This is a genomic window from Burkholderia anthina, assembly GCF_001547525.1.
Lineage (GTDB): Bacteria > Pseudomonadota > Gammaproteobacteria > Burkholderiales > Burkholderiaceae > Burkholderia > Burkholderia semiarida.
The window spans coordinates 122,864-148,397 of the sequence record NZ_LNJP01000003.1 but is presented as its reverse complement, the minus strand read 5'-3'; the positions used below and the strand labels follow the sequence as shown (position 1 = coordinate 148,397).

At 67.3% G+C, this 25,534-nt stretch carries 18 protein-coding genes; 10 read left to right on the top strand and 8 right to left on the bottom strand.

Going from position 1 to position 25,534, the window contains the following annotated elements; all coding sequences use genetic code 11:
- Positions 1 to 47: 47 nt before the first annotated feature.
- From WS64_RS21030 to WS64_RS21000, 7 genes are all read left to right on the top strand, one after another.
- Positions 48 to 2,321, top strand: coding sequence for a polysaccharide biosynthesis tyrosine autokinase (locus tag WS64_RS21030; protein ID WP_060967595.1), 2,274 nt, complete (start codon positions 48 to 50; stop codon positions 2,319 to 2,321).
- Positions 2,318 to 3,763, top strand: coding sequence for an oligosaccharide repeat unit polymerase (locus WS64_RS21025; RefSeq protein WP_244166622.1), 1,446 nt, complete (start codon positions 2,318 to 2,320; stop codon positions 3,761 to 3,763). The genes WS64_RS21030 and WS64_RS21025 overlap by 4 nt, the downstream gene beginning before the upstream one ends.
- Before the next feature lie 77 nt (positions 3,764 to 3,840).
- A complete protein-coding gene (locus WS64_RS21020) occupies positions 3,841 to 4,887 on the top strand; it encodes a glycosyltransferase family 2 protein (protein WP_060967594.1) in 1,047 nt (348 codons plus the stop codon).
- Between the two features lie 316 nt (positions 4,888 to 5,203).
- Positions 5,204 to 6,352 (top strand): glycosyltransferase, encoded by a 1,149-nt coding sequence (locus WS64_RS21015; RefSeq protein WP_060967593.1) that lies wholly within the window; start codon positions 5,204 to 5,206, stop codon positions 6,350 to 6,352.
- Between the two features lie 21 nt (positions 6,353 to 6,373).
- Complete coding sequence (locus tag WS64_RS21010; protein WP_060967592.1) at positions 6,374 to 7,456, top strand: glycosyltransferase family 4 protein; 1,083 nt, start codon at positions 6,374 to 6,376, stop codon at positions 7,454 to 7,456.
- Between the two features lie 130 nt (positions 7,457 to 7,586).
- The gene (locus WS64_RS21005; protein ID WP_060967591.1) at positions 7,587 to 8,639 is read left to right on the top strand and encodes an acyltransferase family protein; all 1,053 of its coding nucleotides are present in this window, start codon (positions 7,587 to 7,589) and stop codon (positions 8,637 to 8,639) included.
- Positions 8,640 to 8,829: 190 nt separating this feature from the next.
- The gene (locus WS64_RS21000) at positions 8,830 to 10,116 is read left to right on the top strand and encodes a right-handed parallel beta-helix repeat-containing protein (RefSeq protein WP_060967590.1); all 1,287 of its coding nucleotides are present in this window, start codon (positions 8,830 to 8,832) and stop codon (positions 10,114 to 10,116) included.
- Positions 10,117 to 10,223: 107 nt separating this feature from the next.
- Here the strand turns inward: WS64_RS21000 and WS64_RS20995 are convergent, their stop codons facing one another.
- Together WS64_RS20995 and WS64_RS20990 are read right to left on the bottom strand one after the other, a co-directional pair.
- A complete protein-coding gene (locus tag WS64_RS20995) occupies positions 10,224 to 11,801 on the bottom strand; it encodes a mannose-1-phosphate guanylyltransferase/mannose-6-phosphate isomerase (protein WP_060967589.1) in 1,578 nt (525 codons plus the stop codon).
- A complete protein-coding gene (locus WS64_RS20990; RefSeq protein WP_060968528.1) occupies positions 11,798 to 12,376 on the bottom strand; it encodes a GNAT family protein in 579 nt (192 codons plus the stop codon). The genes WS64_RS20995 and WS64_RS20990 overlap by 4 nt, the downstream gene beginning before the upstream one ends.
- A 1,332-nt stretch (positions 12,377 to 13,708) precedes the next feature.
- Here WS64_RS20990 and WS64_RS20980 point away from each other — a divergent pair.
- The gene (locus tag WS64_RS20980) at positions 13,709 to 15,100 is read left to right on the top strand and encodes a sigma-54 dependent transcriptional regulator (protein ID WP_059574633.1); all 1,392 of its coding nucleotides are present in this window, start codon (positions 13,709 to 13,711) and stop codon (positions 15,098 to 15,100) included.
- A 40-nt stretch (positions 15,101 to 15,140) separates the two neighbouring features.
- Here the strand turns inward: WS64_RS20980 and WS64_RS20975 are convergent, their stop codons facing one another.
- The 6 genes from WS64_RS20975 to WS64_RS20950 all read right to left on the bottom strand — a co-directional run bounded on the left by WS64_RS20975 (position 15,141) and on the right by WS64_RS20950 (position 22,054).
- A complete protein-coding gene (locus tag WS64_RS20975) occupies positions 15,141 to 17,594 on the bottom strand; it encodes a glycoside hydrolase family 2 protein (protein ID WP_244166621.1) in 2,454 nt (817 codons plus the stop codon).
- 29 nt (positions 17,595 to 17,623) lie between these two features.
- Positions 17,624 to 18,679, bottom strand: a complete 1,056-nt coding sequence (locus WS64_RS20970) for a DUF1839 family protein (RefSeq protein WP_059639920.1) — start codon at positions 18,677 to 18,679, stop codon at positions 17,624 to 17,626.
- Positions 18,676 to 19,650, bottom strand: a complete 975-nt coding sequence (locus tag WS64_RS20965; protein ID WP_060967586.1) for an amino acid--[acyl-carrier-protein] ligase — start codon at positions 19,648 to 19,650, stop codon at positions 18,676 to 18,678. Before WS64_RS20965 ends, WS64_RS20970 begins: the two co-directional genes overlap by 4 nt.
- Positions 19,647 to 20,843 (bottom strand): acyl-CoA dehydrogenase family protein, encoded by a 1,197-nt coding sequence (locus WS64_RS20960; protein ID WP_060967585.1) that lies wholly within the window; start codon positions 20,841 to 20,843, stop codon positions 19,647 to 19,649. Before WS64_RS20960 ends, WS64_RS20965 begins: the two co-directional genes overlap by 4 nt.
- Positions 20,840 to 21,091 carry an acyl carrier protein gene (locus tag WS64_RS20955; protein WP_006490451.1) on the bottom strand — a complete coding sequence of 84 codons (252 nt, stop codon included), beginning with the start codon at positions 21,089 to 21,091 and terminating at the stop codon, positions 20,840 to 20,842. Before WS64_RS20955 ends, WS64_RS20960 begins: the two co-directional genes overlap by 4 nt.
- Positions 21,092 to 21,271: 180 nt before the next feature.
- A complete protein-coding gene (locus WS64_RS20950) occupies positions 21,272 to 22,054 on the bottom strand; it encodes a Crp/Fnr family transcriptional regulator (RefSeq protein WP_179231773.1) in 783 nt (260 codons plus the stop codon).
- A 917-nt stretch (positions 22,055 to 22,971) separates the two neighbouring features.
- On the opposite strand from WS64_RS20950, the gene WS64_RS20945 reads away from it, so the two are divergent.
- Together WS64_RS20945 and WS64_RS20940 are read left to right on the top strand one after the other, a co-directional pair.
- A complete protein-coding gene (locus tag WS64_RS20945) occupies positions 22,972 to 23,754 on the top strand; it encodes a Crp/Fnr family transcriptional regulator (RefSeq protein ID WP_059639360.1) in 783 nt (260 codons plus the stop codon).
- A gap of 11 nt (positions 23,755 to 23,765) precedes the next feature.
- Entirely contained in the window at positions 23,766 to 25,172 is a 1,407-nt protein-coding gene (locus tag WS64_RS20940) for an undecaprenyl-phosphate glucose phosphotransferase (RefSeq protein WP_060968526.1), read from the top strand.
- The last annotated feature ends 362 nt before the right edge of the window (positions 25,173 to 25,534 follow it).

The following is a 25,534-nucleotide window of genomic DNA, read 5'->3' as shown; positions in this document are numbered from 1 at the left end:
ATTTCGTGACCGCGACCGTGCGTCGCGCCATACGGGACTGATGCTGCATGAACACTTCGACCCTGCCTGACCCGCCCAGCGGGCGCATTCCGCGGCCGTCCTATCCGGTGCGCCGCTACTGGAGCATGCTGTACGGCGGCCGGCGCCTGATCGTGTGCACGGCGCTCGCCGGCGCGCTCGCGGGCGGCCTGTATGCGCTGTTCGCGGCCCCCGTCTACCGCTCCGACATCCTGTTCCAGGTCGAGCAAAGCCAGACCGATTCGAAGCAGACGTCGCCGCCCGGCGATCCGTCGTCGGTGTTCGATCTGAAGACCGATGCATCGACCGAGATCGAGGTGCTCAAATCCCGCGCGGTGCTCGATCGCGCGATCGAGAGCACGAACCTCGCCCTCGACGCACGGCCGCATTACCTGCCGCTGATCGGCTGGCGGCTCGTGAACGCGGCCGACGGGCTGTCGTCGCCGTTGCCGGGCGGCTACGTGTATGGCACCGAGCGCATCGACGTGCCGACCTTCGACGTGCCGAAGCGGCTGCTCGGCAAGCGCTTCGCGCTGACCGTCGGCGACGACGGCGCCTACACGCTGCAGCGCACGGGCTTCTTCGGTCGGAAAGGGCCGGTATGGCGGGGCCGCATCGGCCAGCCGCTGCACATCGAGACGCCGCAGGGGCCGATCGACGTGTTCGTGCGCGACGTGGCCGGCCAGCCCGGCGCACGCTTCGATCTGACGCGCTACAGCGACGAGGAGGCGACGACGTGGCTGCAGAAGAACGCGCTGATTTCGGAGCGCGGCAAGCAGTCGAACATGATCGGCGTGACGCTCGACGGCATCGATCCCGTGCACGACAGCCGTGTGCTGAACGCGATCGGAGAGGCGTACCTCGCGCAGAACACGCAACGCAAATCCGAGGCGGCCGACAAGCTGATCCGTTACATGGACGGCCAGTTGCCGCAACTGAAGGCGCAACTGGAAGCGGCGGAGAACCGCTTCAACGCATTCCGTGCGTCGCACGGGACGGTCAATACGAGCGACGAGGCACTGGCGTTGCGTCAACAGTCGGTCGACATCGAGACGCGTGTGCAGACGCTGCAGCAGCGTCGCGAGGAACTGCTCACGCGCTTCATGCCGAAGCATCCGGCCATCGTGGCCGTCGATGCGCAGCTCGCCGATGCGCAGCGTTCGCTCGACACGGCCCGCAAGCAGATCCAGCAACTGCCGACCGTCGAGCAGGGCGTGCTGCAACTGCAGCGCGACGTGGCCGTCGACACCGCGCTGTACACGAACCTGCTCAATACACGCCAGCAGATGGTCCTCGCGCGCGCCAGCAAGACGGGCACCGTGCGGATCGTCGATACGGCGAAGGTCGCCGAGCAGCCGATCGGGCCGCATCGCGGGGTTGCGGTGGTCGGCTTGCTGATGGCCGGCCTGCTGGCGGGCGCGGCGATCGTGATCGCCCGGCAGCGCGTCGTCGGCACGATCGGCGACGCGGAGGAAATCGAATGGGCGACCGGGCTGCCCGTGTTCGCGACGGTCCCGCACAGCGCCGTCGCGGCGGCCGCTGAACCGAGGTCGAAGGGCGGCCGGCGCGGCCCGCGCATGTCGACGGCGCCGATCGACGTGCAGGACGCCGCGCTCGAAAGCCTGCGCAGTTTCCGCGCGTCGCTGCAATTGTCGATGCCGGCCGCATCGAATCCGGTCGTGCTGATCTCCGGGCCGACGACGGGCGTCGGCAAGTCGTTCGTCGCCGCGAACATCGCATCGCTCGTCGGCGCCGCGAAACGGCGGGTCCTGTTGATCGATGCCGATCTGCGCAAGGGTTCGCTGCACGACCGGTTCCGCTATAGCCGCGCGCCGGGGCTGGCGGACGTGGTGGCGGGCACTCACACGCTCGACGAGGCAATCAGGCGCGGCGTCGCACCGGGCCTCGATTTCATCGCGATGGGCCATGTCGTTCCCGATCCGGGCGAACTGCTGCTGCAACCCGCGCTCGCCGAACTGATCGCGCAGGCCGCGTCGCGCTACGACATGGTCGTGCTCGACGGCCCGCCGTTGCTGCCGGTGGCCGATGCGCTGGTGCTCGGCCGCCTCGCGGGCACCGTGTTCCTCGTCGCGCGTAGCGGCGTGACGACGTTGACGGAGCTCGACGAAAGCGCGCGGCGGCTCGAGCACGCGCATATCGATGTGCGCGGCGTGATCCTGAACGACTACAAGGGCGCGCCGGGACGGTACGACTACGGCTATACGGGCGCGAACACGCATCAGGCCGAGGCAGGGTTGACGGGGATGATCGCACCGCGGCAGCGGGCGGAACGCGCGTCATGAATCGGAGAGCAGGCGGTGCCGGGCCGCGACCGGGCGCGGCGACGGCGCGCGGGATGGCGCGCGTGCGCGGTGTCGCGGGCGGTTATGCGGGCTACTGGTGGGAGGATCCGGCACGGCTCGTGCCGATGTTCATCCTGCCGTTGTATGGATTGCTGTCGCTCAGCCTGCTGGGCGACCAGAAGTCGATCGCACGAATCTATTTCGACGGTTACTACGCATTTGCCGGCGCGTTGTTCCTGATGGTGGTGGCGGCGACGGCGTGGCTCGCGACGACCGAAGCGCGGACGCGGCGCGGGCCGCCGGAAACGCCCGTCGAGGTGCCGCCGCGCGTGCTCGATTGCCTGTTCGCGCTCGCGCTGTTCGGCAATCTCGTGATGATGAGCGGGATCATCGCGCGGCCGGCGCTGCTGCTCGAATTCCTGCATGGCCAGGCTACCGCGTACGACATGCTCCAGCAGATCGGCCGCGTCACCGGGTTGAGTTCGTTCACGCAGGCGACGTCACCGTTCGTCGCACTCTATTTCTACGTGTTCCGAACGCCGGTGAAAGGCCTGAACCGCTACAAGATCTACATGGCCGTGCTCGCGGTGCTGACGGTGCTGCGCAGTTTCCTCTTCGCGGAGCGCCTGGCGTTGATCGAGATGGTGATGCCGCTCGCGCTGATGGTCGTGCGGTTCCGGCTGCACGGCCGGTATGCGCGGCTGCTCACGCTTGGGCCGTACGCGGCGATCCCGCTGTTGTTCGCGCTGTTTATCGCGAACGAGTACAACCGGTCGTGGGAAGCCTATTACGTCAACATCTACGACAACATCTTCGACTTCGCGCTCGAACGGCTCGGCCTGTACTATTCGACGTCGCTGAACAACGGCGCCGGGATGCTTGCCGTACTGGGCTGGGGGCAGGGCCATCCGATGTTCACGTTCGACTGGTTGATGCGCTTTCCGGTGATCGGCGAGACGTTCCGGCCGTGGATCGATTCGAGCGACAGCTTCAACCTGTTTCTGAACAGCTACGCAGACCCGGAATTCAACAATCCGTCCGGTATCTTCGTCCACTTCTACGAGTGGGGCTGGTTCGGGCTGCTCGACGCGGCCGTGCTCGGCTGGTTGGTCGGCCGCAGCTATGCGGGCTGGCGCAGCGGCAACGGGTTCTGGTGCTGCGCGCACGCGGTGCTCTACGTGTCGTTGATGGAGATCATGCGTACGCCGAACCTGTTCAGCGGACGCAATTTCCTGCCGATCGTGCTGCCGATCATCGTGTTCCATTGGTTCGGAAAGCGGCCGGCGAGCGTTGCGCCTTCCGCCACGCGCGCGGTATCCGGACGCGGGGCGCGCGCCGCCGACACCAACGAGCGGGATGGCGGCGCGACGGCATGGCCACTCGCACCCGCACCGCATCGACGACGCACTATTCCACGCGCGACGCGAAATCCGGAACGGTAGGCTCGCGAACTGTGCGCGGCCGCGCGATCCGTATCATGACCAGGATTGTCCGCGCGCTGCTCGTCCGACTTCCGCACATGACCGACCTGACCATCGCAATCTGCAACTACAACCATGGTGCGTACCTGCGCGAAGCGATCGACTCGGCGCTCGCGCAGACCGTGCGCGACGTCCGCGTGCTGATCGTCGACGACGGGTCGACCGACGATTCGCGCGACATCATTCGCTCGTACGGCGAGCGCGTGACGGCGGTGTTCCAGGAGAATCGCGGCCAGGTAGCCGCGTACAACCGCGCGCTCGAGCATGTCGCGTCGCGCTACGTCATCCTGCTCGACGCGGACGATCTGCTCTATGCCGACGCCGCGGCACGCGTGCTCGCCGCGTTCGCGTCCGGCGATTTCGTGAAGGTTCATTTCCGGCTCGACGTGATCGCGCACGATGGCGTGCGGACCGGCGCGAGCGTGCCGCAGTCCGCGGTCGATACGGATTGCGGCCGCCTGTTGCGCGCAGGCTGGCTGTATCCGTCGCCGCCTGCATCGGGCAACGCGTATCGCGTCGCCGCGCTGAAGCGCATCTTTCCGGTACCCGTCACCGCCGACAACCTGCACGGCGCCGATTTCTACGCGATCTACGGCATCGCGCTGCTCGGGGCCGTCCACATGATCGACGCGACGCTCGGCGGCTATCGCGTGCACCAGCAGTCGAATGCAAGCACAACCGACGCCCCGGCCCTTGCGCTCGCCAATTCGGAAGACGCGGCCACCGGCGCACTGAAGGCCGAACGCCGCTGGTCGATCCTGCGCACGCTCGCCGGCTCCCGGCTGCAGGAAGCGCTCCCGATCGCCCCGCTCGACTTCGCGATCGAGAAGGCGCGCTTCGCGAGCACGCTGTATGGCACGCCGTTGGCGCGGCGCTGGCGCTGGTTCCTGTGCGAATCCGGACGCTACTGGCATACCGTGCTCCGCAATCCGTTCTGGCGTCCCGCCAAGAAGGCGGCGGTCACCGTGCTGTCGCTCGCATGTTTGCTGCCGTCGTCCGCGCTGAGCAATCGCGCGATCCGCTACCTGTCCAATCCGCTTGCGCGTGTGCGCAAGCTGCCCGCCGCACGCACCGACGTGCAATGAGCACCGCGCGCTCGCGGCTGCGCGGGCCGAATCGCCTGTTCGGTTAGCCATCGCACCCAGTGCGTCCGGCATGCGCTGCACAATGGTCCGGACCGTTGAGGAACGCGTAACGACGGATATCGGTGGCCGCGTGGCGCGACAGCGTGGCCCGCCATGACGGATGCGAAGCAATGTTCGTGACGGCCACGTGTTCATCAATGAGGAATGCGTAATACATCGGGATTCCGATGTGTATGGATCGCTCGCGACTTGACGATGCGCCACCTCATCGGCGCGCTGGGCAACGAACAGTGCGATCGAATCGACCAATCCAGAGATGACCAAAGAAAAGATCGTTCATATTGCCGAGGCGTTTGGCGGCGGCGTGCTGTCGATGTTGACCTATCTCGCCAACCATGCCGCGGCAGCGGGCGTCGACGTGACGGTACTTCACTCGATCCGGCCGGAAACCCCGCGCGATTTCTCCACGCTGTTCCGGCCCGACGTGAAGCTCGTTTACGTCGACATGGTGCGCGAGGTCGACGTCCGGCGTGATCTGCGGAGCGTGCGCGCGCTGGTCCGGAACCTGCGTGACTGCGGGCCGACCGCGGTTCATCTGCACTCGTCGAAGGCAGGCGTGCTGGGACGCATCGCCGCCCGGATCGCCGCGCCGACCGCGACGGTTCTTTACTCGCCGCATGGTCTGTCGTTCCTGCGCTGCGACGTGTCTCGCATGAAGCAGTTCGCGTATCTGAGCTTCGAGCGCATCGCGGCGCGTATCGGCGGCACCATTGTCGCGTGCTCGGGCAGCGAGCTCGGCGAGATCAACCGCAAAGTTCGCGCGAAATCCGCGGTTCTGGTGGAAAACGGGGTGAACGTCGCCGAGATTCCGCCTCGCCGAGCGCGCGACGATCGCAAGGTCGTCATCGGGATGAGCGGTCGCGCGTCGTTCCAGAAGAATCACGAAGCATTCATACGACTTGCCGACGAGTTGCACGGCGCCGACGTCGAGTTTCTCTGGATCGGCGGCAACGTGGGGGAGATTCCCGATTCGTCGCGGCGCCAGGCCATCGCCTGCAGCGGCTGGGTGACCCGCGAGCGTGCGCTGACGCTCACGTCGGAACTGGACATCTATGTCCAGACCTCCCGCTGGGAGGGGATGCCGGTCGCGCTGATCGAAGCGCAGGTTGCCGGGATCCCGGCCGTGGTGACGAACGTCGTCGGCAATCGCGACGTGGTGATCCACGGCGTGACCGGCTACGTCGCGTCGACCCCCGACGAGATGGTCGGTTACCTGAGCACGCTCCGCGACGACCGTCGGCTTCGCGAGCAGATGGGCGAAGCCGCGCGAAAGCGCGCAATTCAGCGGTTTTCGATGAGCGCGATCTTCCGGCAATGGCACGCGCTTTACGGACTGGGCCCCGACGAGCCGCGCGTTGCCACGCGCGACTTCGAGCCGGTTGCCGTGGATCACGTCAAAGCCTGACTTTGATATCCCCTTATTGACATGAGCGCTTTCAAGAAACCGAGGCAACTCGTATACAACGGCCGATTCACGACGCAGAAGACAACCGGCGTGCAACGCGTCGCACGCGAGCTGATCGCCGCGTTGATCAAGTTTCAGCCGCAGGATCCGGTAATCGTGCTGGTGCCTCCGCAGCCCGGTATCGAGGTGAGTGGCGCGAAGACGATCAAGGTCGGCTTTTACAAGGGCGTGGTCTGGGAGCAACTGGTGCTCCCGTTGTTCGCGCGCCGCGGCCGCGTCGTCAATCTCAGCAATTCGGCATCCATTTTCATCGGCAACCAGATCATCTACATGCACGACGCGGCGGTATTCGACACGCCCGCGCATTTCTCGCGCCCGTTTCGCATGTGGTACCGGATCATGTTCTGGATCCTGGCGCGAACCTCCGTCCGCGTGCTGACCAACTCGTATTTCTCGCGGGATCGCCTCGCGCATCACTGCGGGGTTGCCGCGGAGAAGATCAGCGTCGTGCCGCTCGGTGCGGATCATCTCGACACGCTGGAACCGGACACGAGCGTGCTCGACAAGCATGCGCTGACGCCGAACCGGTTCGTGCTCGCGGTCAGCAGCATGAATCCCACCAAGAACTTCGGCCGGCTGATCGCGGCGTTCAGGCAGATCGACGATCCGTCGGTCGATCTCGTCATCGTCGGGATGCAGAACACCACCGTGTTCGGCAAGCAGGACCCGATGGCGGCGGCCGCGGAGCCGAACATCAAGTACGTCGGCTATATCAGCGACGAACAGTTGAAGGCGCTGTATCAGAACGCGGCGTGCTTTCTTTATCCGTCGATCTACGAAGGCTTCGGCATACCGCCTCTCGAGGCGATGCGCTACGGCTGCCCGGCGGTGGTCGGCAAATCGGCAGCCCTGCCGGAAGTCTGTGCGGACGCGGCGCTGTACTGCGATCCGTATTCGCAGGACGACATCGCGCGGAAATTGCGGAGCCTGCTCGATTCCGACGAACTCAGGGCCGAGCTCAAACGCAAGGGGCGCCTGCACGCGGACAAGTATCGCTGGAGCAGAAGCGCCGAGATGATGAAGGAGATATTCGAGGGGCTGTAGGGCATCCGCCGGGCGGCACGACGACCCACTGTTCCCCACCGCACTGTCTCGCGCGTCGGCCATCCATACAGTGAACGACTATCCGATATCTCGGCGGTGCGGAACCTGACGGGCCGGCCACCGCTTCATCATGACTGCACGCGAAACCCACCTCGATGTCGCCCGCGGCGCGGGAATCATTCTCGTCGTATACGGGCATGTGCTGCGCGGCGCCGTTTCCGCCGATCTCGTGCCGGCAGGCGCGGCCGACACGGCATTCGCGTGGAACGACTACGTGATCTACACGTTCCACATGCCGTTGTTCTTCTTCCTGTCCGGCCTGCACGTCTGCAGCTCGCTGCGCCGCACGCCGCATGGCTTCCTGTGGTCGAAGATCCGGACGATCGTGTATCCGTACCTGCTGTGGTCGATCGCGCAGGGCGCCGTGCAGATTGCGATGGCGTCGCACGGCACCAATCATCCGTTTACGCTGAACGACCTGCTGGCGATCGGCTGGCGACCGTTCGCCCAGTTCTGGTTCCTGTACGCGCTGATGCTCTGCATGCTGGGCATCCGGGCGTTCGCGGCGGCCGTGCCGGATGTGGCGCGCGCACCCATGCCATCGCGGGCGCGCGGCTGGCTTGCCGGATGCGCGGTGCTCGGGCTGGCGCTCGGCGCGGCGACGCAGTGGGGCATCGTGTCGATCACGTTGATGAATGCACCGTTCTTCGTGGCGGGTGTGCTTGCGTCGCAGGCATTGCCCCGGTGGCTCGCGCGCCATAGCGGGCCGACCGCATGCGCCGCCACGGCAACGGCGTTCGTCGCCGCGGTCGTGTTCGCTCACGGCTTCGGTAGCGCGACGAGCATCTGGGCGCTTCCCGCCGCGTTCTCGGGCATCGCGCTGGCGCTGCAACTCGCGCATCGGTATGCGTCACAGCCCGCACGCGCGGGATGGCTGGCGGCGATCGGTTGCGCATCGATGCCGATCTACCTGACCCACATCTTTGCGATGGCGGCCGTACGGATCGTGCTGATGCGCGCCGGCATCACCGGTCTGGCAGTCCACCTCGTGCTCGGCACGCTGGCCGGTGTCGCGATCCCGGTCGCCGTCTATCTGGTCGCATTGCGGACAGGGTTCGCGCATGTTGCCGGCTTTCCGTCATGGCCGGGACGCGATACGGCGGTACGAACGCGTACCGCTTGAGCTTCGGCATCATCGTCGGGCCCGGACGTTGCGCGCTTGGTCTGATGACGCACCGAAGCCGATCGGCGCCCCTGATCTAATCAACGTCGAAGCGTCGCCGCTTTCGTCGGCGTCGCGGACGGGCCATGCAGTCGGCCGCCGACATGTGCGGTTCAACGCGCGCGAAAACCTGCCAGGGAAACGATACGCCATGCATGAATTGCAGCGTCTGTCGCACAGCGTGATCGCCGCGATGTGCATCGCGGGCGGGCTGTCGTGGTCGGAACCCGCGGTATCCGCGACCGCCGCGGGCGAACCGGCCGCGCTTCATGCGGCCGTACCGGACGCATACGTGCGTCCGGATCGCGCCGCGGCCGATCAGGGCGACGCGTTGCAGCGCGCGCTCGATGCGTTGCGCCCGGGGCAGCGGCTCGTATTCGCACCGGGGCGCTATGTCGTCGGCCGCTCGCTCGTCGTACGGCAGGCGCGTGTGGTGCTGTCGGGATTCGGCGCGACGCTGATCGCCACGGCGCCGAACGACCAGACGATCGAGCTGCGCGGCGACGGTACGACGCTCGTCGGGTTCCGGCTCACGGGAACCGGCACGACGCGCCTCACGACGCCGGAGTCGACGAAGGTCGAGGTAACCGGGCGAGACGTACAGGTGCTCGACAACGTCGTCGACGGCGGCGCGGGTGCCGGCATCTTCGTGTTCGGCGGTGCGGATGTCGCGATCGTCGGCAACGAGGTGCTGTCGACGCTGGCGGACGGCATCCACATGACGCACGGCTCGCGCAACGTGCTGGTACAGGGCAACGTCGTGCGCGGCACCGGCGACGACATGATCGCCGTGGTGAGTTACCAGGCGGAGGGCGTGCTGACCCGCAACGTGATGATTACCGGCAACTCGCTGGAAGGCAACCCGTGGGGGCGTGGCATCACCGTCGTCGGCGGTGCGGACGTGACGATTTCGAACAACATCGTGCGCAACGTGCAGGTCAGCGCCGGGATTCTCGTCGCGCAGGAGGACAGCAACCGCACAGCCGGCTCGTCCGACGTCCGGATCGAGCGCAACGTGATTGCCGATATCCAGACTGCGACAGGGCGGACCGATTCGCGCCCGCTCACGCAGCAAGCGGCGATCGAGGTCAGCACGTGGTCCGGTTCGGTGTCGCGGGTGACCGTGATCGGCAATCGCGTGTCGAATGCGAGATTCGACGGCATTCGGTTGTGGGGCAACGTGTCGGACATACGGCTGGCGGACAATCGGCTGTCCGGGATCGGCGGCTTGCCGGTGCGGGTCGGACCTGAACCGGAGTGCTCGGCCGGCGCGCCCGCGGACCCTTCCGCGAACGATCGGTCGAGGAGCGTTCCGTGTGCGCGCGCCCGCCAGTCTGCGCCGGGTGCGCCCGACGCGCTCGGCGCGGATACGTCGCTGCTGCCGCGCGTGCGCGAATCCGTCAGACGGCCGCGCTGGTCGCAGCGCGGCACGGATTAGGGTGAACAGGACCTGATCGAGCGGTGCGCGGCAAGCGCGCCGACGCGATTCGCACGCACTTGTCGCACGGCGTTGCGTTCCTCCGCCTTCTCTTGACGCGCGTCCGGTCAGCCCGGTTCGCCGGCGGAGAGCGGTACGGCCGGCGTCGGCTGCGCGGACGTCGTCCCCGAGCGCGGCGGAGCGGCGCCGACGATTGCCCGCCCGTACTGATCATCGAACCGCACGATATCGTCTTCGCCGAGATAGTCGCCCGATTGCACCTCGATGATTTCGAGCGGAATCCGGCCGGGATTCTCGAGTCGATGCACTTCACCGACGGCGATGTACGTCGATTCGTTCTCGCACAGCAGGAACGTCTCGGTGCCGCGCGTCACCTTCGCGGTGCCGCGCACGACGATCCAGTGCTCGGCGCGGTGATAGTGCATCTGCAGCGACAGCCGCCTGCCGGGTTCGACGACGATCCGCTTCACCTGGAAGCGCGCGCCGAAATCGATCGAATCGTAATGGCCCCACGGCCGCTGCACCTTGCGGTGCTCGCTCGCCTGCGGGCGCCGGTCGGTCTTCAGGCGGGCGACGACGTTTTTCACGCGCTGCACGTCGTGCTTGTTCGCCACGAGCACGGCATCGGCCGTCTCGATCACGACGACGTCCTTCATCCCGACGCACGCGATCAGGCGGCCTTCCGAGCGCACGAAGCTGTCCTGCGTGTCCTCGAATACGATCGGGCCGCGCGCGACGTTGCCGTGATCGTCCTTCGGCATGATTTCCCAGATCGCGTCCCACGTGCCGACGTCCGACCAGCCCGCCGCGAGCGGCACCACGATGCCTTCGATGCCGAGCTCGCGGTGTTCCGCGAGGCGCTCCATCACCGCATAGTCGATCGAATCCGACGGGCACGCGTCGAAGGCCGCCGCATCGATCCGGAAAAACGGATCGTCCGCGACACCCGCGCGCCACGCGCTTTCGCAAGCGGCGTGGATGTCCGGCGCGAGCGCGCCGATCGCCTTCAGCCAGACCGACGCGCGCGTGACGAAGATCCCGCTGTTCCACCAGTAATCGCCCGATTGCAGATAGCGTTCGGCGAGCGTCGCATCGGGTTTTTCGACGAAACGCCCGATCGCGTAGCCGCCTTCGCTGCCATGGCGGCCCGCGCGCGGCTCGCCCACCTGGATGTAGCCGTAGCCCGTCTCGGCACGGCGCGGCAGCACGCCGAGCGTGACGATCGCGCCTTCCTGCGCATAGCGCGCCGCGCGGGCGATCGCGTCCTGGAATGCGCCGACATCGACGATCACGTGGTCGGCCGGCATCACGGCGAGCACGGGATCGTCCACGAGCGCGCTCGCGTCGAGCGCGGCAAGCGTCAGCGCCGGCGCCGTGTTGCGCGCGGCCGGCTCCAGCAGGATGCGGGCGGGCGCCGACCGGCCTTGCACCTGCTCGGCGCTCATGAAGCGATGCTGTTCGCCGCATACGAGCAGCAGCGTGTCGCCGAGCGACGCGTTCGCGATGCCGTTCAGGCGGCGTGCCGTCGCCGACAGTGGCGATTCGTCCGAAACCAGCTCGATCAGCTGCTTCGGATACTGCTCGCGCGACAACGGCCACAGCCGCGTGCCGGAGCCGCCGGCGAGAATCACCGGCAGGATGCTCGGCAGATCGGGTTCGGGAACCTGGCGAAGGGTGGGGGTCATCGGTTCGCTCCGGTATCGACGGGCAGCCGGCTGCGAGCGCGGCCGTCGGCGCGCGCGTCGTCGTTGCGCGAGACGGAGACGGCCCGCGACAGCAGGTAACGCAGCGCGCCGGCCGCACGGTCGGCCGACCGTACCAGGCCGACGAACGGCGCACCCTGTTCGAGATACGGGCCGTAGGCCTTGCGGAATCCGAACTGTTTGTAGAACGCCTGACGTGGCGCCGGGACGTGCGTGCGCACGGCGGTGTCCGGCCATGCGGCCTGCGCGGCGGTGAGCGCGCGTCCGATCAGGCGTTCGAGCGTGTCGTCGTCCCGACAGCTTTCGCTCGTCAGCACCTTGTCGATCACGACGTCCGGATCGACGTCGTCGCCGGGCAGGATACGCGCGTAGGCCACGACTTCCGTGGCGTCGCCGTTGCGCATGCTCGCATAGACGTGCAGCGCGCCGGCGTCCTTGCCGTCGATGTCGAGATGCGTGTGCGCGTCCTCGACCACCAGCACGGCGTTGCGCGCGCGCAGGATTGCATAGAGATCGACGGCGCTCAGATGTTCGAATTCACAACAATGCCATTCCATGATGCTGTCCTCGCGTGATGCCTTCGGCACGCCGAAGCCTACGGACGCGATCGATCCGTGCGGCGCGGCGATCTTCATCATCCGGATGCGCGATGTGGCGGTCTGTTCGAAAGCGCACTCACGCTCCGGATTCGCAGGCGCGGCGCGGGATACGAGGCGACGCGCGCGTCGCGGGAGCGTCGCAATGTGCGGTAGCACACACCGTCGGCGCCGGTGCTTTTTCATAATTGATTCATCGTGGCGGCCGGCAATGAAGCGCGGCCGGCCGACATCGCACGCAAACGACGCGCTGCGCGTGCGGGGCCGGGAATGGCGGCGATCGTTCGCGGCGGCGTGGTCGCATGCGGCCGGGTCGGGCCGGGCCGGGCCGGGCACGGGGGCGCCGTCGATCGCGTGGTGCCGACCGGGGATGCGATCTCGCCGCGTCCCGTCGAAATCCCGCGCGCCCGCGCGGCGTGCACGCCTGAGCCGGTACGCTGCCGGTCGCGCGTTTGCACCGCCGTGGTGATCTTCCGGCGTGCCGGCTTCCGGTCCAGACGTGCGGGTTGGCGGGTCGCGATGGCCATCGTGCTGCACTGCACGACGCGCGTGCCGGCGTCCTGAAATCCAGGTCGCCCGGCGGGAATGCGTCGCAAAGGCCCGCGCGGCGGGATGCCGGTGATTACGGCGTGTAACGACCGGGCGGCCGGCACACCGGCGCAACGCGATGCGGTTACGCGGCGGCCGGCGCGATTATGCGGTCCGTGGAGCACGGTTCCACGTACTTTTGGGAGATTTCGGCGGAAATCGCCGGTAATCGACAGGATCAATATTGCGGAAAAGTAGTATTTGCCACTGATTGACGGCAATGGTCGTAGATAATCAAATCTCGGTGGTCAAACGCGCATGGCGCGCAACCCGGGGCAGCGTAACCGCCTGATTCAGGTTTATCTTTTGGTAACAAGGTCAACTTGAAACGGGGTGTAAATTCGGGTGCGGATGAAATGGGGCGGCCAATCCGGCGACGGTTTGGCCGCCGTCCGGTTCCGCAGCGGGCGCGACTGTCGTGTACGACGCCCCGTACATGCGGACGGAGTCCCCGTTTGCCGACGTGCCCCGCCTGACGGCGGGTCGCTTCAAAGCCGGAATGTCATGGCTCCCGAAGCCGGGCATTCCGTTCGAGTTTGATGACAACGAGGCCGGATGACATTCGGCTCGACCTCCGGGGGTGTTCGCCGTGTGCAGTTTCGATCTTCGCCAACGCTGCGCAAGCGCAGCGCGGAAAGGCGGCCATGCGCCGCCGGTCGCAGCGCACGCGAACGGTTCGCGGAGTGCGGAAAGTGACGGTTCGTTATGAATATGCCAATAACGCGCGATAAGAGCGCCGGCGTGGGGAGCGGTAACGGGCAGCGTCCGCTGATTTACTGGACGCAGTCGCCGTCCGTGATGCTGCGAAAGGAATTGTCGCGCCGCGACTGGAAAGTGACGGTGGTCGCGCATGCGAACGAACTGCGCGACACGTCGGGCGAAATTACCTGCGGCATTCTCGACCTGAGCGGCGGCCACGCCGATGCGATCGGCAGCATCGCGTCGACCTGCGCGTCGATGCGCGACGTCGTCTGGGTGGCGCTCGTGGACGTCGGCCAGACCGCGTCGCCGAACGTGCGCGCGCTGTTGCGCGACTACTGCTTCGACTATGTCACGTTGCCGGCGTCGCACCAGCGGATCGCCGATACGGTCGGCCATGCGTACGGCATGGAATGCCTGTTCGCGCGCGATCGCGAACAGCTCGAATCGGAGGAAAAGGGCATCGTCGGCACCTGCAGCGCGATGCTGCGGCTGTTCGACACGGTGCGGCGTTTCGCGCGCACCGACGCACCCGTGTTCGTGTTCGGCGAAACCGGCACCGGCAAGGAACTCACGGCCGTCGCGATCCATCGTCATTCGGAGCGGCGCAACGGCCCGTTCGTCGCGGTCAACTGCGGTGCGATTCCGCCGCATCTGCTGCAATCGGAGCTGTTCGGCTATGAGCGCGGCGCGTTTACTGGCGCGAACGCGCGCAAGATCGGCTACGTCGAAGCCGCGAACGGCGGCACGCTGCTGCTCGACGAAATCGGCGATCTGCCGCACGAGAGCCAGGCAAGCCTGCTGCGGTTTCTGCAGGAGCGTTCGATTCATCGTCTCGGCGGCAGCGATCCGGTGCCGGTCGACGTCAGGATCGTGTCGGCGACGCACGTCGATCTGCGCGATGCGATGGAGGAAGGGCGTTTTCGCGCCGACCTGTTCCACCGGCTGTGCGTGATGCGCATCGACCAGCCGCCGCTGCGCGCGCGCGGCAAGGACATCGAGCTGCTCGCGCATCACATGCTCGAGCGCTTTCGCGGCGATGCGCGCCATCGCGTGCGCGGGTTCTCGACGGATGCGATCACGGCGCTCTACAAGCACGACTGGCCGGGCAATGTCCGCGAACTGATCAACCGCGTGCGCCGTGCGGTCGTGATGACGGAGGGGCGCCTGATCACCGCGCAGGACCTCGAGCTCGAATACTGCCTCGATGCGGCGTCGCCATCGGTCGCCGACATCCGCAAGTCGATCGAGCGCGAGGCGATCGAAACCGCGTTGCTGCGGACGCGCGGGCGCGTCGCGGCTTCCGCGCGCGAGCTCGGCGTGTCGCGCGCGACGCTGTATCGCTGGATGGAGGCGTACGGGATCGAGCGACCGCGCGGGACGGGCTCGTCCGACTGATACGGGAAGCATGACGCTCGCGGCGGCCGCGAGCGTCGCATCATCCGGCCGGCGTGGCCCGCACGGCGCGCGCGGCGTTGACGGCCCGGATTTCCACCGCAGGCGGTGCGTTATCGTCGGCCGCCGCAGGCTTCCCGTCGATTCTCGACGGAATGAGTGCGATGCGCGCCGGCGTGCCGGGCGCGAGATGGAACCAGTCGTCGCTCGGCATGAAGCCCGGCGCGTCGATCTGCACGTGGCGGGCGACGTGTCGCGTGTCGATGTCGACGTGCCAGGTCTCGCCGGTGCGCGACACGCACGCCTCGATCCCGGGTTCGCGGCGCGCCAGCACGGCCGGATGCGTGCGGGACGGGAAATGGAACGCCTGCGACAGCGGCGTGCCGTCGTCGGCGCGCAGCGTGGCGACCACCGTATCGTGTTCGCACGGGCCGAAGCGGTACGCGTAGGTCCAGTCGAAGAAGCGGCCGAGCAGTTCGGCCGAGCCGAGCCGCACCGTGTCGTGCGCGGCGATCCGCACCGCGCAGCCGGCCCGCGCGACCGGCGTGCGGCCGTCGCGCAGCGCGACCAGTTCGATCGCGGCCGACAGCGGCGCCGGGCGCTCGTTGACCACATGCACGTCGAGCCCGTTCAGCCCTTCGTCGACGAGCAGCACCTGGACCGGCTGCAGCACCTGGCGCAGCGCATACCATGCCGATTTCGGCCGGTGCGCGGCGTCGATCACGCCCCATCCGGCGCCCGGCATCACGTCCTGGAATTGCCACACGAGCGCGCCGGCGCACCGCGAACCGGTGCGTCGCCACTCGGAAAACGTCTCGCGCATCACGTCCGCGATCACCGCGCGCGACAGCTCGACATAGCGCGCAGGATCCTCGCGCCGCAGCCGGTCGGGCGCGACGTCGTACAGCGTCTGCAGATAGTGGTCGCGGATATCGTCGAAATCCCACGACGTGCCGGGGTCGCGCGGCACGGCCGCCTTCCAGCGCGGTTCGTGCACGCCGGGCCAGCCGAGTTCGGCGAGCGTCGCATCGCATGGCAGGTTCGCGAATGCGAGGCATTCGCTCGCGAAGCGCACGTCCGCGCGGCGCGCGTCGTCGAGCGGGCGCAGGTACGCACCGACGCCGTAGTAGTGCGACACGCGTTCGCGCGGCGTGAACGGCAGCACGCCGCCGTCGGGCGAATCGGGCACGTACGGGACGTCGGGGCGGTGCGCGGCCGCGTGAGCGGCCAGCCGGTCGGCCGTCAGCTCGAGAAAGCGCTGCTTCGGCCCGAGCCCCGACATCGCAGCCTGTTGCGCGATCTCGCTGCCGCCGCACAGCACCGCAAGCGACGGCGAAGCGCCGTGACGCGAGAGGAACTGGCTCGCTTCGCGGTCGACGTTGGCCGCGAACGCGGGGTCGTCGAGCGCGTAATCGAAGTTCGCGAAGCCGAAGTCCTGCCAGACCAGCAGCCCGAGCCGGTCGCACCATGCGTGGAAGGCGTCGGCCTCGTAGGCCATCGTGCCGCCTACCCGGATCATGTTGAAGCCGGCGTCGCGCGCGAGCCCGAGCAGGCGGCCGTAGGTCGCGTCGTCCGCGTGCAGCGCGAGCGGCGCGGCGCTGCTCCAGCATGCGCCGCGCGCGAATACGGGCACGCCGTTGACGCGCAGCCCGAAACCCTTGCCGTCCGCGCCGGAATCGACGTCGATCGTGCGGAAACCCGTCGAGCCGAGCGGCCGGCGCGCATCGCCGATATGCAGCGCGATCTCGTAGAGCGCCGGCTCGCCGTGCGTATGCGGCCACCAGCGACGCACGTTCGGTACCGGAACGCTTGCGCGCAGTTGGGCGGCGCCGGCACGTTCGAGCGTCGCGTGATGGTCGCCGCACGACAGCCGCGCCGCGAACGTGTCGGGCAGCGCCACGGCGAACGTGAGTTCCGCGTCGAGCCAGCCCGTGTCGCCCTCGACGCGCGCCTGCAGTGTGCAATCGGCCAGAACGGGCCCGTCGGCCGGATCGAGCACGTCGACGGGCCGCCACGGGCCGGTGGGCACATACGGCGGGAACCAGCCCGGCATGTGTCCGAACAGCGACGTGCGGATCGTGCGCAGCGCGGCCGGCTCGGCGAGCCGCGTGCGCCAGCGCGCACGGCGCGGCGCGCGCGCGTCGCGCAGGTGCGGCGCGAGGGCGCGGAAACAGACGGTCAGCCGGTGCGTGCCGTCGAGCGACACGGGCACGTCGTGCGCGACGAACATGCTGTCCGAGCTGTGGATCGGCGTGTCGTCGAGCCACGCCTGTGCAAGCGTCGCGAGGCCGTGAAAGCGCAGGATGCGCGGCCCGCGCCCGCGCAGCGCGAGCCGGTACCAGTGGTCGCGCTCGTCGAGCGACGCGGCTTCGTCGAGCCGGCCGGCCAGCGCGAGCGCCTGCGCGACCGTGCCCGGCACCGGCGCCGCGATCCAGCCGCCCGGGTCGGCCGGGAGGTCGCGCGGGTGCCGCACGGCGCCCGCGGGCGTCGCCAGCATCGACCACGCGGGCAGGGGGCGCGCGCGCGTCACCGCATGGCCGACACGGGCTCCGTGTCGCAGCGCACCGGCGTCACGTGCCGCAGCGGCGCGCCGATCTGCCGCGCGCACGCGACGAGGTCGCCATACGCGGCCTCGATCGCGTCGAGCGTCGACTCGCCGCGCTCTTCCTTGCCGCGTGCGCACGCGCGCGCGAGCCGGAATTCGAGCACCATTGCTTCCGACGCGATGCGATCGCACGCGGCGCGGATTTCGGCGAACGGCCCGGTGCAGCCGCTTGCCTGCAGCCAGCGCGCATAGTGGCCGAACAGTTCGAAATTCGCGCCGAGCTGCCGCACCGAATTGAACGAGTACGCATGGAAGCGTTCGAGCGGCGCTTCCGCGAGAACCGGTGCGTCGGTCTGCAACTGCCGGCGAAATGCCGCGACCGGATCGACGACCGGCAGGCGCCGCAGGTGGCGCTGCAACGCGGCGAGGGAGGCATCGCAGAGCGCGCGCTCGTCGAGCGGCGCAAAGCGTCGCTTCGCGCATTCGACGTACGGCGGCAGCGCCATCGGCGAACTGCCGCCGACGAGCCCGCTGTAATCGACATCCTCGGCGACGTAATAGCCGCTGTTGTGGAAATAGCCGATCTGGTGCTTCGCGCGGTCGATCGCGTCGATGCCGATCGTCGTCTTCGTGTGCTGCGTGCGGTAACTGCTGCCGCGCGTATCGGGCAGGAACCACGCATCGACCTCGACGATCATCAGGTGTCCGCGCGCGACCTGCGTCTCGATGTGCTGGTCGAGCGGCTCGTAGATCGAATGTTCCTGCACGACGATCCCGTAGAGTCGCTCCAGCTCGTCGTGCGGAAACTTGAAGAACGTGAACTGGTCGCCCTCGAAATCGAGCGCGATCGTAAACGGCAGCGCCGCGTACGGATTGAGACCCCACCACCGGAGCACCTCGAGCCACATGTCGACGTAGCAGTTGGTCTGTTTCCAGACCATCTCCTGACTGTGCAGCGGATGCGGCCGGTAGTGGCGCGCGCGATGGCGCACGCTCTCGAACGACGCGTCTTCGCCGTCGCGGGAAACGAACCTCATCGCGTACCCCACAGCACGTCGCGCACCTCGCGCGGCCACGCGTCGATATCGAAGCCGTGGTGGCGGAACAGCGCGAGCGTGAGCCGTTCGAGGCCGAAGCCGACGCAGCCCGTGTGCGCGACGTCGCCCGTCGCGGTACGGATGTCCCACAGCAGCCCGAAATGATCCATGTGGTAGTTGAAGCTCAGGCATGCGGTCTGGCGGTCGTCGTGCTCGATCGGGATCAGCAGCTCGAACTTCAGGTTCTGCTCGCGCTGGCTGTCCGCGACGATCTTGCCGCCGCGTCCGAAGAACGGGTCGTTCGCGAGATCGATCGCGTTCGGCAGGCGCAGCGCTTCGATCATCCGCGTGCCGCGTTCGATCCACGTCTCGCGGAACGAGACGATCTGCTCGGGCGTGCCGATCCGCACGTACTCGCGCATCCGGAACAACTGCATGCGGGTCGGGTCGAGCGACGGTTCGTGACGGAAGCAGTACGAGAATACGTCGACGATGCGGCCGTCCGGGTGCAGCGCGCCCGCACGCGCGACGACGGGATACACGGGGTAGCACGCGGCCGGCGTCATCACGACGTAAGTCGGCTTCTGGTTCTCGGTCCAGTCGTCGCCGCGATCGAGGCATTGCAGCACGCGCTGGTGCTGGCGCTCGTCGCCGCAGAACGCGTGCACGCTGCCCGCCAGCTGCGGGAAGCTCTTCATGTATTCGCTGCGCTCGAACTCGGTGCGGCTCATCGCCGGCGGGAAGCGCAGCACTTCGGCCTGCTGGTCGGCGCCGATGCGCGTGACGAACGCGTCGAGCGCTTCGACGACGCGCTCGAATCGCTCGCTGCGGCCGAACAGGCCCTGGATGCCGGTCGAGACCAGCAGGCCCGCGTCGATCAGCGCGTCGCGCAGCGGGTTGACGCCCGCACGGTCGAGCGGCGCGTCGGCGGGAACGGAGGCGGCGGAGGGCACGGCGAGGCGATCGTTCACGTATGTTTCTCCAGCGTCGCGGGACGCAGCGCGAGCAACAGGCTCGCAGTGTTGGCGGCAATGCGGTCGTTGCTGATCATCAGCGGCGCCGCGTGCAGGTCGCGAATGTGGCGGCCGATGCTGAACGGCGTGCCTTGCTTGTAGCCGGCCATCCCGCAGATCATCATCGCCTGATGCGCGACTTCGAGCGCGGTCGCCGACACGAAGGTCTTCAGCGTATTGATCTCGGCGGCCCAGGCCATGCCGGCCGACCACGAGCGGGCCTGCGCGTTCGCGTGGAGGCGCAGCACGTTGTCGACGCGGGCCTGCATCGCCTGCATCAGCGCCAGCGATTCGGCGATGCGCCGCGCGGCGGGCGAAGGCGCGCCGTCGGTCTGGCGCGCCTGCGCGCGGAAGAACTGGTGCGCGCGATGGAACGCGTCGCCGGCCACGCCGATCCACACCGCGGCCCACAGGATGTGCGAGACGGGCACCATCGTTTCCTCGGCGATCTTCGCGAACGGCACCGGCAGGCATTGCACGGCGGCGCCCTGCGCGTCGAGCACGAAGCCGTTGCTGCACGTGCCGCGCATGCCGAGCGTGTCCCATTCGCCGCGGCGCGTCAGCGTATAGCCGTCGCGCAGCAGCGTGACGAGCACCTGCTCGGAAGCCGGCGCATCCGCATCGCGTCGCGCGGTGGCGAGAATGCCGTCCGCGTAGTCGCCGTACGAGATCGTCGGCGCGGCCTTGTGCAGCCGGAATCCGCCGCCGTCGATTTCGAGCGCGCACTGGCTCGCGCGCAGGTTGCCGCCGACGCCGTCTTCCGACGTGGCCGACGCCAGCAGCCATTGGTGACGCACGAGCTGCTGCAGGAACAGCTTGTGCCAGCCCTGGTCGGCGGCGTGGTCGACGATGCACGCGACCTGGATCTGGTGCATCGCGAACACCATCGCCGACGACGCGCAGGCCTGGCCGAGGATCGAGCAGGCCGACGCGATGTCTTCCAGCGACGCGCCCGCGCCGCCGAGATGGGGGGGCACCATGGCGCCGAGCAGGCGGCGCGCGCGCATCGCCTCGATCGCCTCGACGGGGCAGCGCGCGTCGCGATCGACCGCATCGGCATGCTGGGCGGCGATTTGCGCGACGGCATGCGCGGCCTCGTCGAGGCGATGCGATTCGCTGTCGGGCGCGAGTTCGGGAAGCAGCGCGCTCATGCGGAGTGCTCGGTGCGTTGCAGCGTGGCGATCGTGTCCGCGAGCGCGTCGATGCTGCGGAACAGGTTGCGGTTCAGCATCTCGTCGGGAATCTCGATGTTGAACTGCTTTTCGATCGCGAGCATCAACTGGATCGTATCGAGGGAGGAGAGGCCCGCTTCGTAGAGGTCGTCCCCGTCGCCGATCGAATCGATCGCGGCTTCGAGATGGGCGACGTGCTTCAGGATGGTTCTGATTTCGTTTTTCACGTGCTGCTCCGGCGTGCGTGGTGTCGTCCGCTCGGGCGAACGCGCGATATGCGCTGACATCCCCCCGGCAGTCCGGCATCAGTAGACCACTGGCAGACACGGCGTTCTGTTCGCCACCCTACAAACAGCTGAACCGGTACGCGTGCGGCGCCGAAGCGCCGTCCCGGTCCGGCACGCCGGTCACGCGCGCGATGCGGCCGGCACGCCCGAGTCGGCCGACAGGATGCGCTTCATCTCGTCGCGCACGATCGCGCGGCAGCCGCACGACATTTTTTCGAGGCCGCCGAGGTCGGCGAGCTCGATCGAGCTGCGGTATTGCCGGATCAGGCCGAGCTTCTGGATTTCGCCGGCGGCGTCCGTGACCGTTTCGCGCCGTACGCCGAGCATTTGCGCGAGCATGCTGTGCGTCACCTGGATCTCGATACTGCGGGTGCGGTCGAACGCGAGCAGAAACCATCTGCATAACTGATGTTTGAGCACGTGATGACGGCTGCAGAACGTGATCTGCGAGACCTGCGCCATCAGCAGCCGCACGCAGACGAACACGAGATGGCGGATCACCGGCGACGCATCGAACGCGGCCGCGAAGACGCGCCGGTCGAGCCGGTAGACGAAGCCGTCGCGGCACGCGAGCGCCCGGCACGGCATCTGGCCGCTGCCGCCGATCACGTCGTCGCAGACCACGCTTTCGCTGCCGATCTCCGCGACTTCCAGCGTCATGCCGCCAGACGACACGTACTGCAGCGAGATCGCGGTCGTGACCGGCAGGTAGACGGCGGCGAGCATTTCGCCCGGTTCGCAGAGCACCTGCCCGGATTTCAGGTGAACGAGTTGAAGGTGGGGCGTCAGCGTGGCGAGTTCGTCGCGGTCGATGGCCGCGAGAAAACGGTTGGCATCGAAGCTGTGGGAAAGCTCGATCATGCCGTTCGCATACGCGACGGCGTCGGGAGCCTGATGAGTCACGGCGCATCCTCGCAGAATGACGGTCGCGCGTCGTCGGCGCGAACTCCGGAACGGAAATTTCGCACGACCGTGCGGACTTTTGTTGATCAAAAACCGAATGACGATACTCGCAAAAAAGGCTAGCACGCAATTGAATTCGCACAATTGCGCATTCTGCCATTTCACAAAGTTTGACGGTTGAGATTGGCCGCAAACGTTATGTCGATTTAATGATTCATTTTCCTGAAATTAATCATCCGGAAATGGAATCGTGTTGTTGCTTGTCATTCGATGCCGGCAGGGAATCAATCGAACGACGTTGTGCATCGTACCGCGAAGTGCCGGGAAGTCATTGAACATTATTTGACAAAAAATGGGGATCGCCTGATTTTGCAATTGAATCAATGGCTTGTAAGCGATATGTGCGCTAACCGACAGAGGGCTGAATTAGTGTGCCGATTCAAATTTGAGACAGTTTGAAACGAACGTGCGCGGCGCGCCGACGTCGGGGAATGCTGCGCTGCACATCATGGAAACAATTGAAAATCCGCTGTAAGTATTTGAACGATAAGCATCGTGGCCCCACGCGACCGTGCCGGCCCGATGCATGGGGATTGACCGGTCGAATGCCTGCTGTGTCCGTTGCGTGGGCGAGTGTCCGGAAATGAGACGTTTTTTTGCTTTTGGGGCCGGTTATTCGGGGGCTCTAAATCGAATGTGATTCATATATTAAGGATGGACGGGTATTGGCACGTAAATCGCTTATTCGGGCTGGCGTGTCGAAACGTGGCAGTGGACTCAATCCGGCGATGACAAGCCGATGGTCAGTCGGATTCGGGGTTGTGGGCCGCAACCGCATCAATGTCCGGACGCGCATCGCGATAACGAGTTCCGTGCACGCGGCTGCAGGCGGCGCGGACGATAAAAGGGATACAGACATGCTTCATCTTCACTCGAGCTACTCGGCGAACGCCATCCTTGCTGCCCTCCCGGAGGACAGCATCCGCACCATCGCACCGCATCTCGAACTGGTCAGGATCAAGGCCGGGATGCTCGACCGGGTCGGCGAACCGATGCGTCATCTGCACTTTCCGACGACGGCGATGATGTCGGTGCAGCACCTGATGGAGGACGGTGCGATGGTCGAGGTGGCGGTGGTCGGCCGCGAGGGGGTGGTCGGGCTGGGGACGCTGGTGGGCGGCATCGCGGCGTCGAGCCGGGTCGAGGTGCGCATCGGCGGAATGGCCTATCGCGTGCCGAGTTGCGTGATGCGCGCCGAGTTCGAGCGGTCGCCGCAGACCTACCGGCTGCTGCTGAACACTTGCCAGGCGACGATGGCGCAAATCTCGCGCAGCGCGCTGTGCAACCGCCACCACTCGGTCAGCGAGCAGCTCAGCCGCTGGCTGCTGCTCGCGCATGACAGGATCGACGGCGACGAGCTAACGGTCACGCAGCAGACGATCGCGAACATGCTCGGCGTGCGGCGCGAGGGTGTGACGGAGGCGGCCGGCAACCTGCAGGAAGCCGGGCTGATCCGGCAGCGCCGCGGCCGCATCACGGTGCTCGACCGCGACGGCCTCGAACATCATGCGTGCGAATGCTACGACCTGATTCGCGCGGACTATCGCCGGCTGCTCGGCACGCGCGGGAATGCGAGGCCGGCGACGGTCCACCCGCGCATGCTGGAGAGCCGTCGCGGATTCCCGGCACACGGTGCGTGACGATGCAGCCGATGTCCGGTGGAACGAATGCGATGCGGCGTGCCGCGATCGCGGCGGCCGACGTCGTGCTCGTGCTGGCGGGGGCGCTCGCCGCACAGGCGGCGTCGGGCCTCGGCTGGCATGCGCTGTCCGACGCGCAGCGCGGCGCGATCGCGCTGCTGTGCGTGCTGACGGTGGCGCTGCTGCCGCGCTACCTGCGCACCGTGCGCGGCGGCGTGGCGGTGCAGGGCGGCGCGCACGTGCTGACGCACACGCTGGTGGCGGTGATGTGCGCGAGCGTGCTGACGGTGGCCGGCACGGTATGGATGATGAATCGCGGCGGCACGGTCACGACGCGCTGGATCGTGCAAACGGTGCTGGCCGGCGACGCGACGCTGCTGCTCGGCCGCGCGGCGCTGCTGGCGCTCGCGCTGACGCGCGGCGACCCGCGCGCACGGCAACGCCGCGTCGCCGTCGTCGGCGCAACGGCCTACGGGCGCGTGGCGATCGAGCGGATGCAGCTTGCGCCGAACGGCCCGTTCGTGGCCGCGTGCGTATTCGACGACGATGCGGCGGCCGCCGCGAGCGGCATCGGCGGCGTGCCGGTGATCGACGACTGGAACGCGTTGCGCGACCGGATTCGCGGCGGTGACATCGACGAGGTCTGGCTCACGCTGCCGATGTCGCACGAGTGGCGGATCCAGCGCATCGTGCGCGAACTGCGCGACGAGTTCGTCGAGTTGCGGCTGTTGCCCGACGTGCGGCAGATGGCGGTCGTCGATCGCTCCGCGACCGACGTGCTCGGCATGCCGGCGATCAATCTCGCGACCACGCCGCGCTCCGCGCCGGAGCTGTGGGCGAAGTTCGCGTTCGACCGGCTGTTCGCGTTCGCCGTGCTGATTCCATTGCTGCCGCTGCTGACGATGCTCGCGATCGCGGTCAAGCTGTCTTCGCCCGGGCCCGTGCTGTTCAGGCAGCGCCGCAAGGGCGTCGACGGCCGTGAGTTCGATATCCTGAAGTTCCGGACGATGCGCGTGCATCGCGCGCAGCCGGGCGTCCTGCGGCAGGCGTCGCGCAACGATGCGCGCATCACGCGCGTCGGCGCGTTCCTGCGGCGCACCTCGCTCGACGAGCTGCCGCAGTTCTTCAACGTGCTGTTCGGGCAGATGTCGGTGGTCGGCCCGCGCCCGCATGCGATCGAACACGACGACTTCTATCGGCAACTGGTCGACTGCTACATGTACCGCTACCGTGTGCGGCCCGGCATCACCGGATGGGCGCAGGTGAACGGCTATCGCGGCGAGACGCGCAAGGTCGAGGCGATGGCGGCGCGCGTGAAGTTCGATCTGTTCTACATGCAGAACTGGAGCTTCTGGTTCGACATCAAGATCATCCTGCTGACGGTGGTTCGCGGCTTCATCGGCCGCAATGCATTCTGAGGAAAACGAATGATCGAGTCGGCGCCGCGCGAGCGATCGTACCGACGGCCTGATGCCGGTTCGCGGGCACGGGAAGACGCGCGCGGCCGCGCGGAAATTGCGCGCCGCGGTTGCGCGGACGGGCCGCGCGGCGCGAGCCGCGGGTCGGGATTGCGCGTCCGTCCCCAGTTTCCTCACCGCTGACGCTGCGTGACCCGCACGCTGATTCCGGTCAACACACGCATGTTCAATGGGTTTATCCTGCGTCGAATGCGTCCGGCGTTCTGCACGTCCGGCCGCGCATCCGGATGCGGCGACGCAGGTCATGCCTGCGCGCCGCGTACCGGCGCGATACCGCGCGCCTCACTTTTTCGCGCGGAACC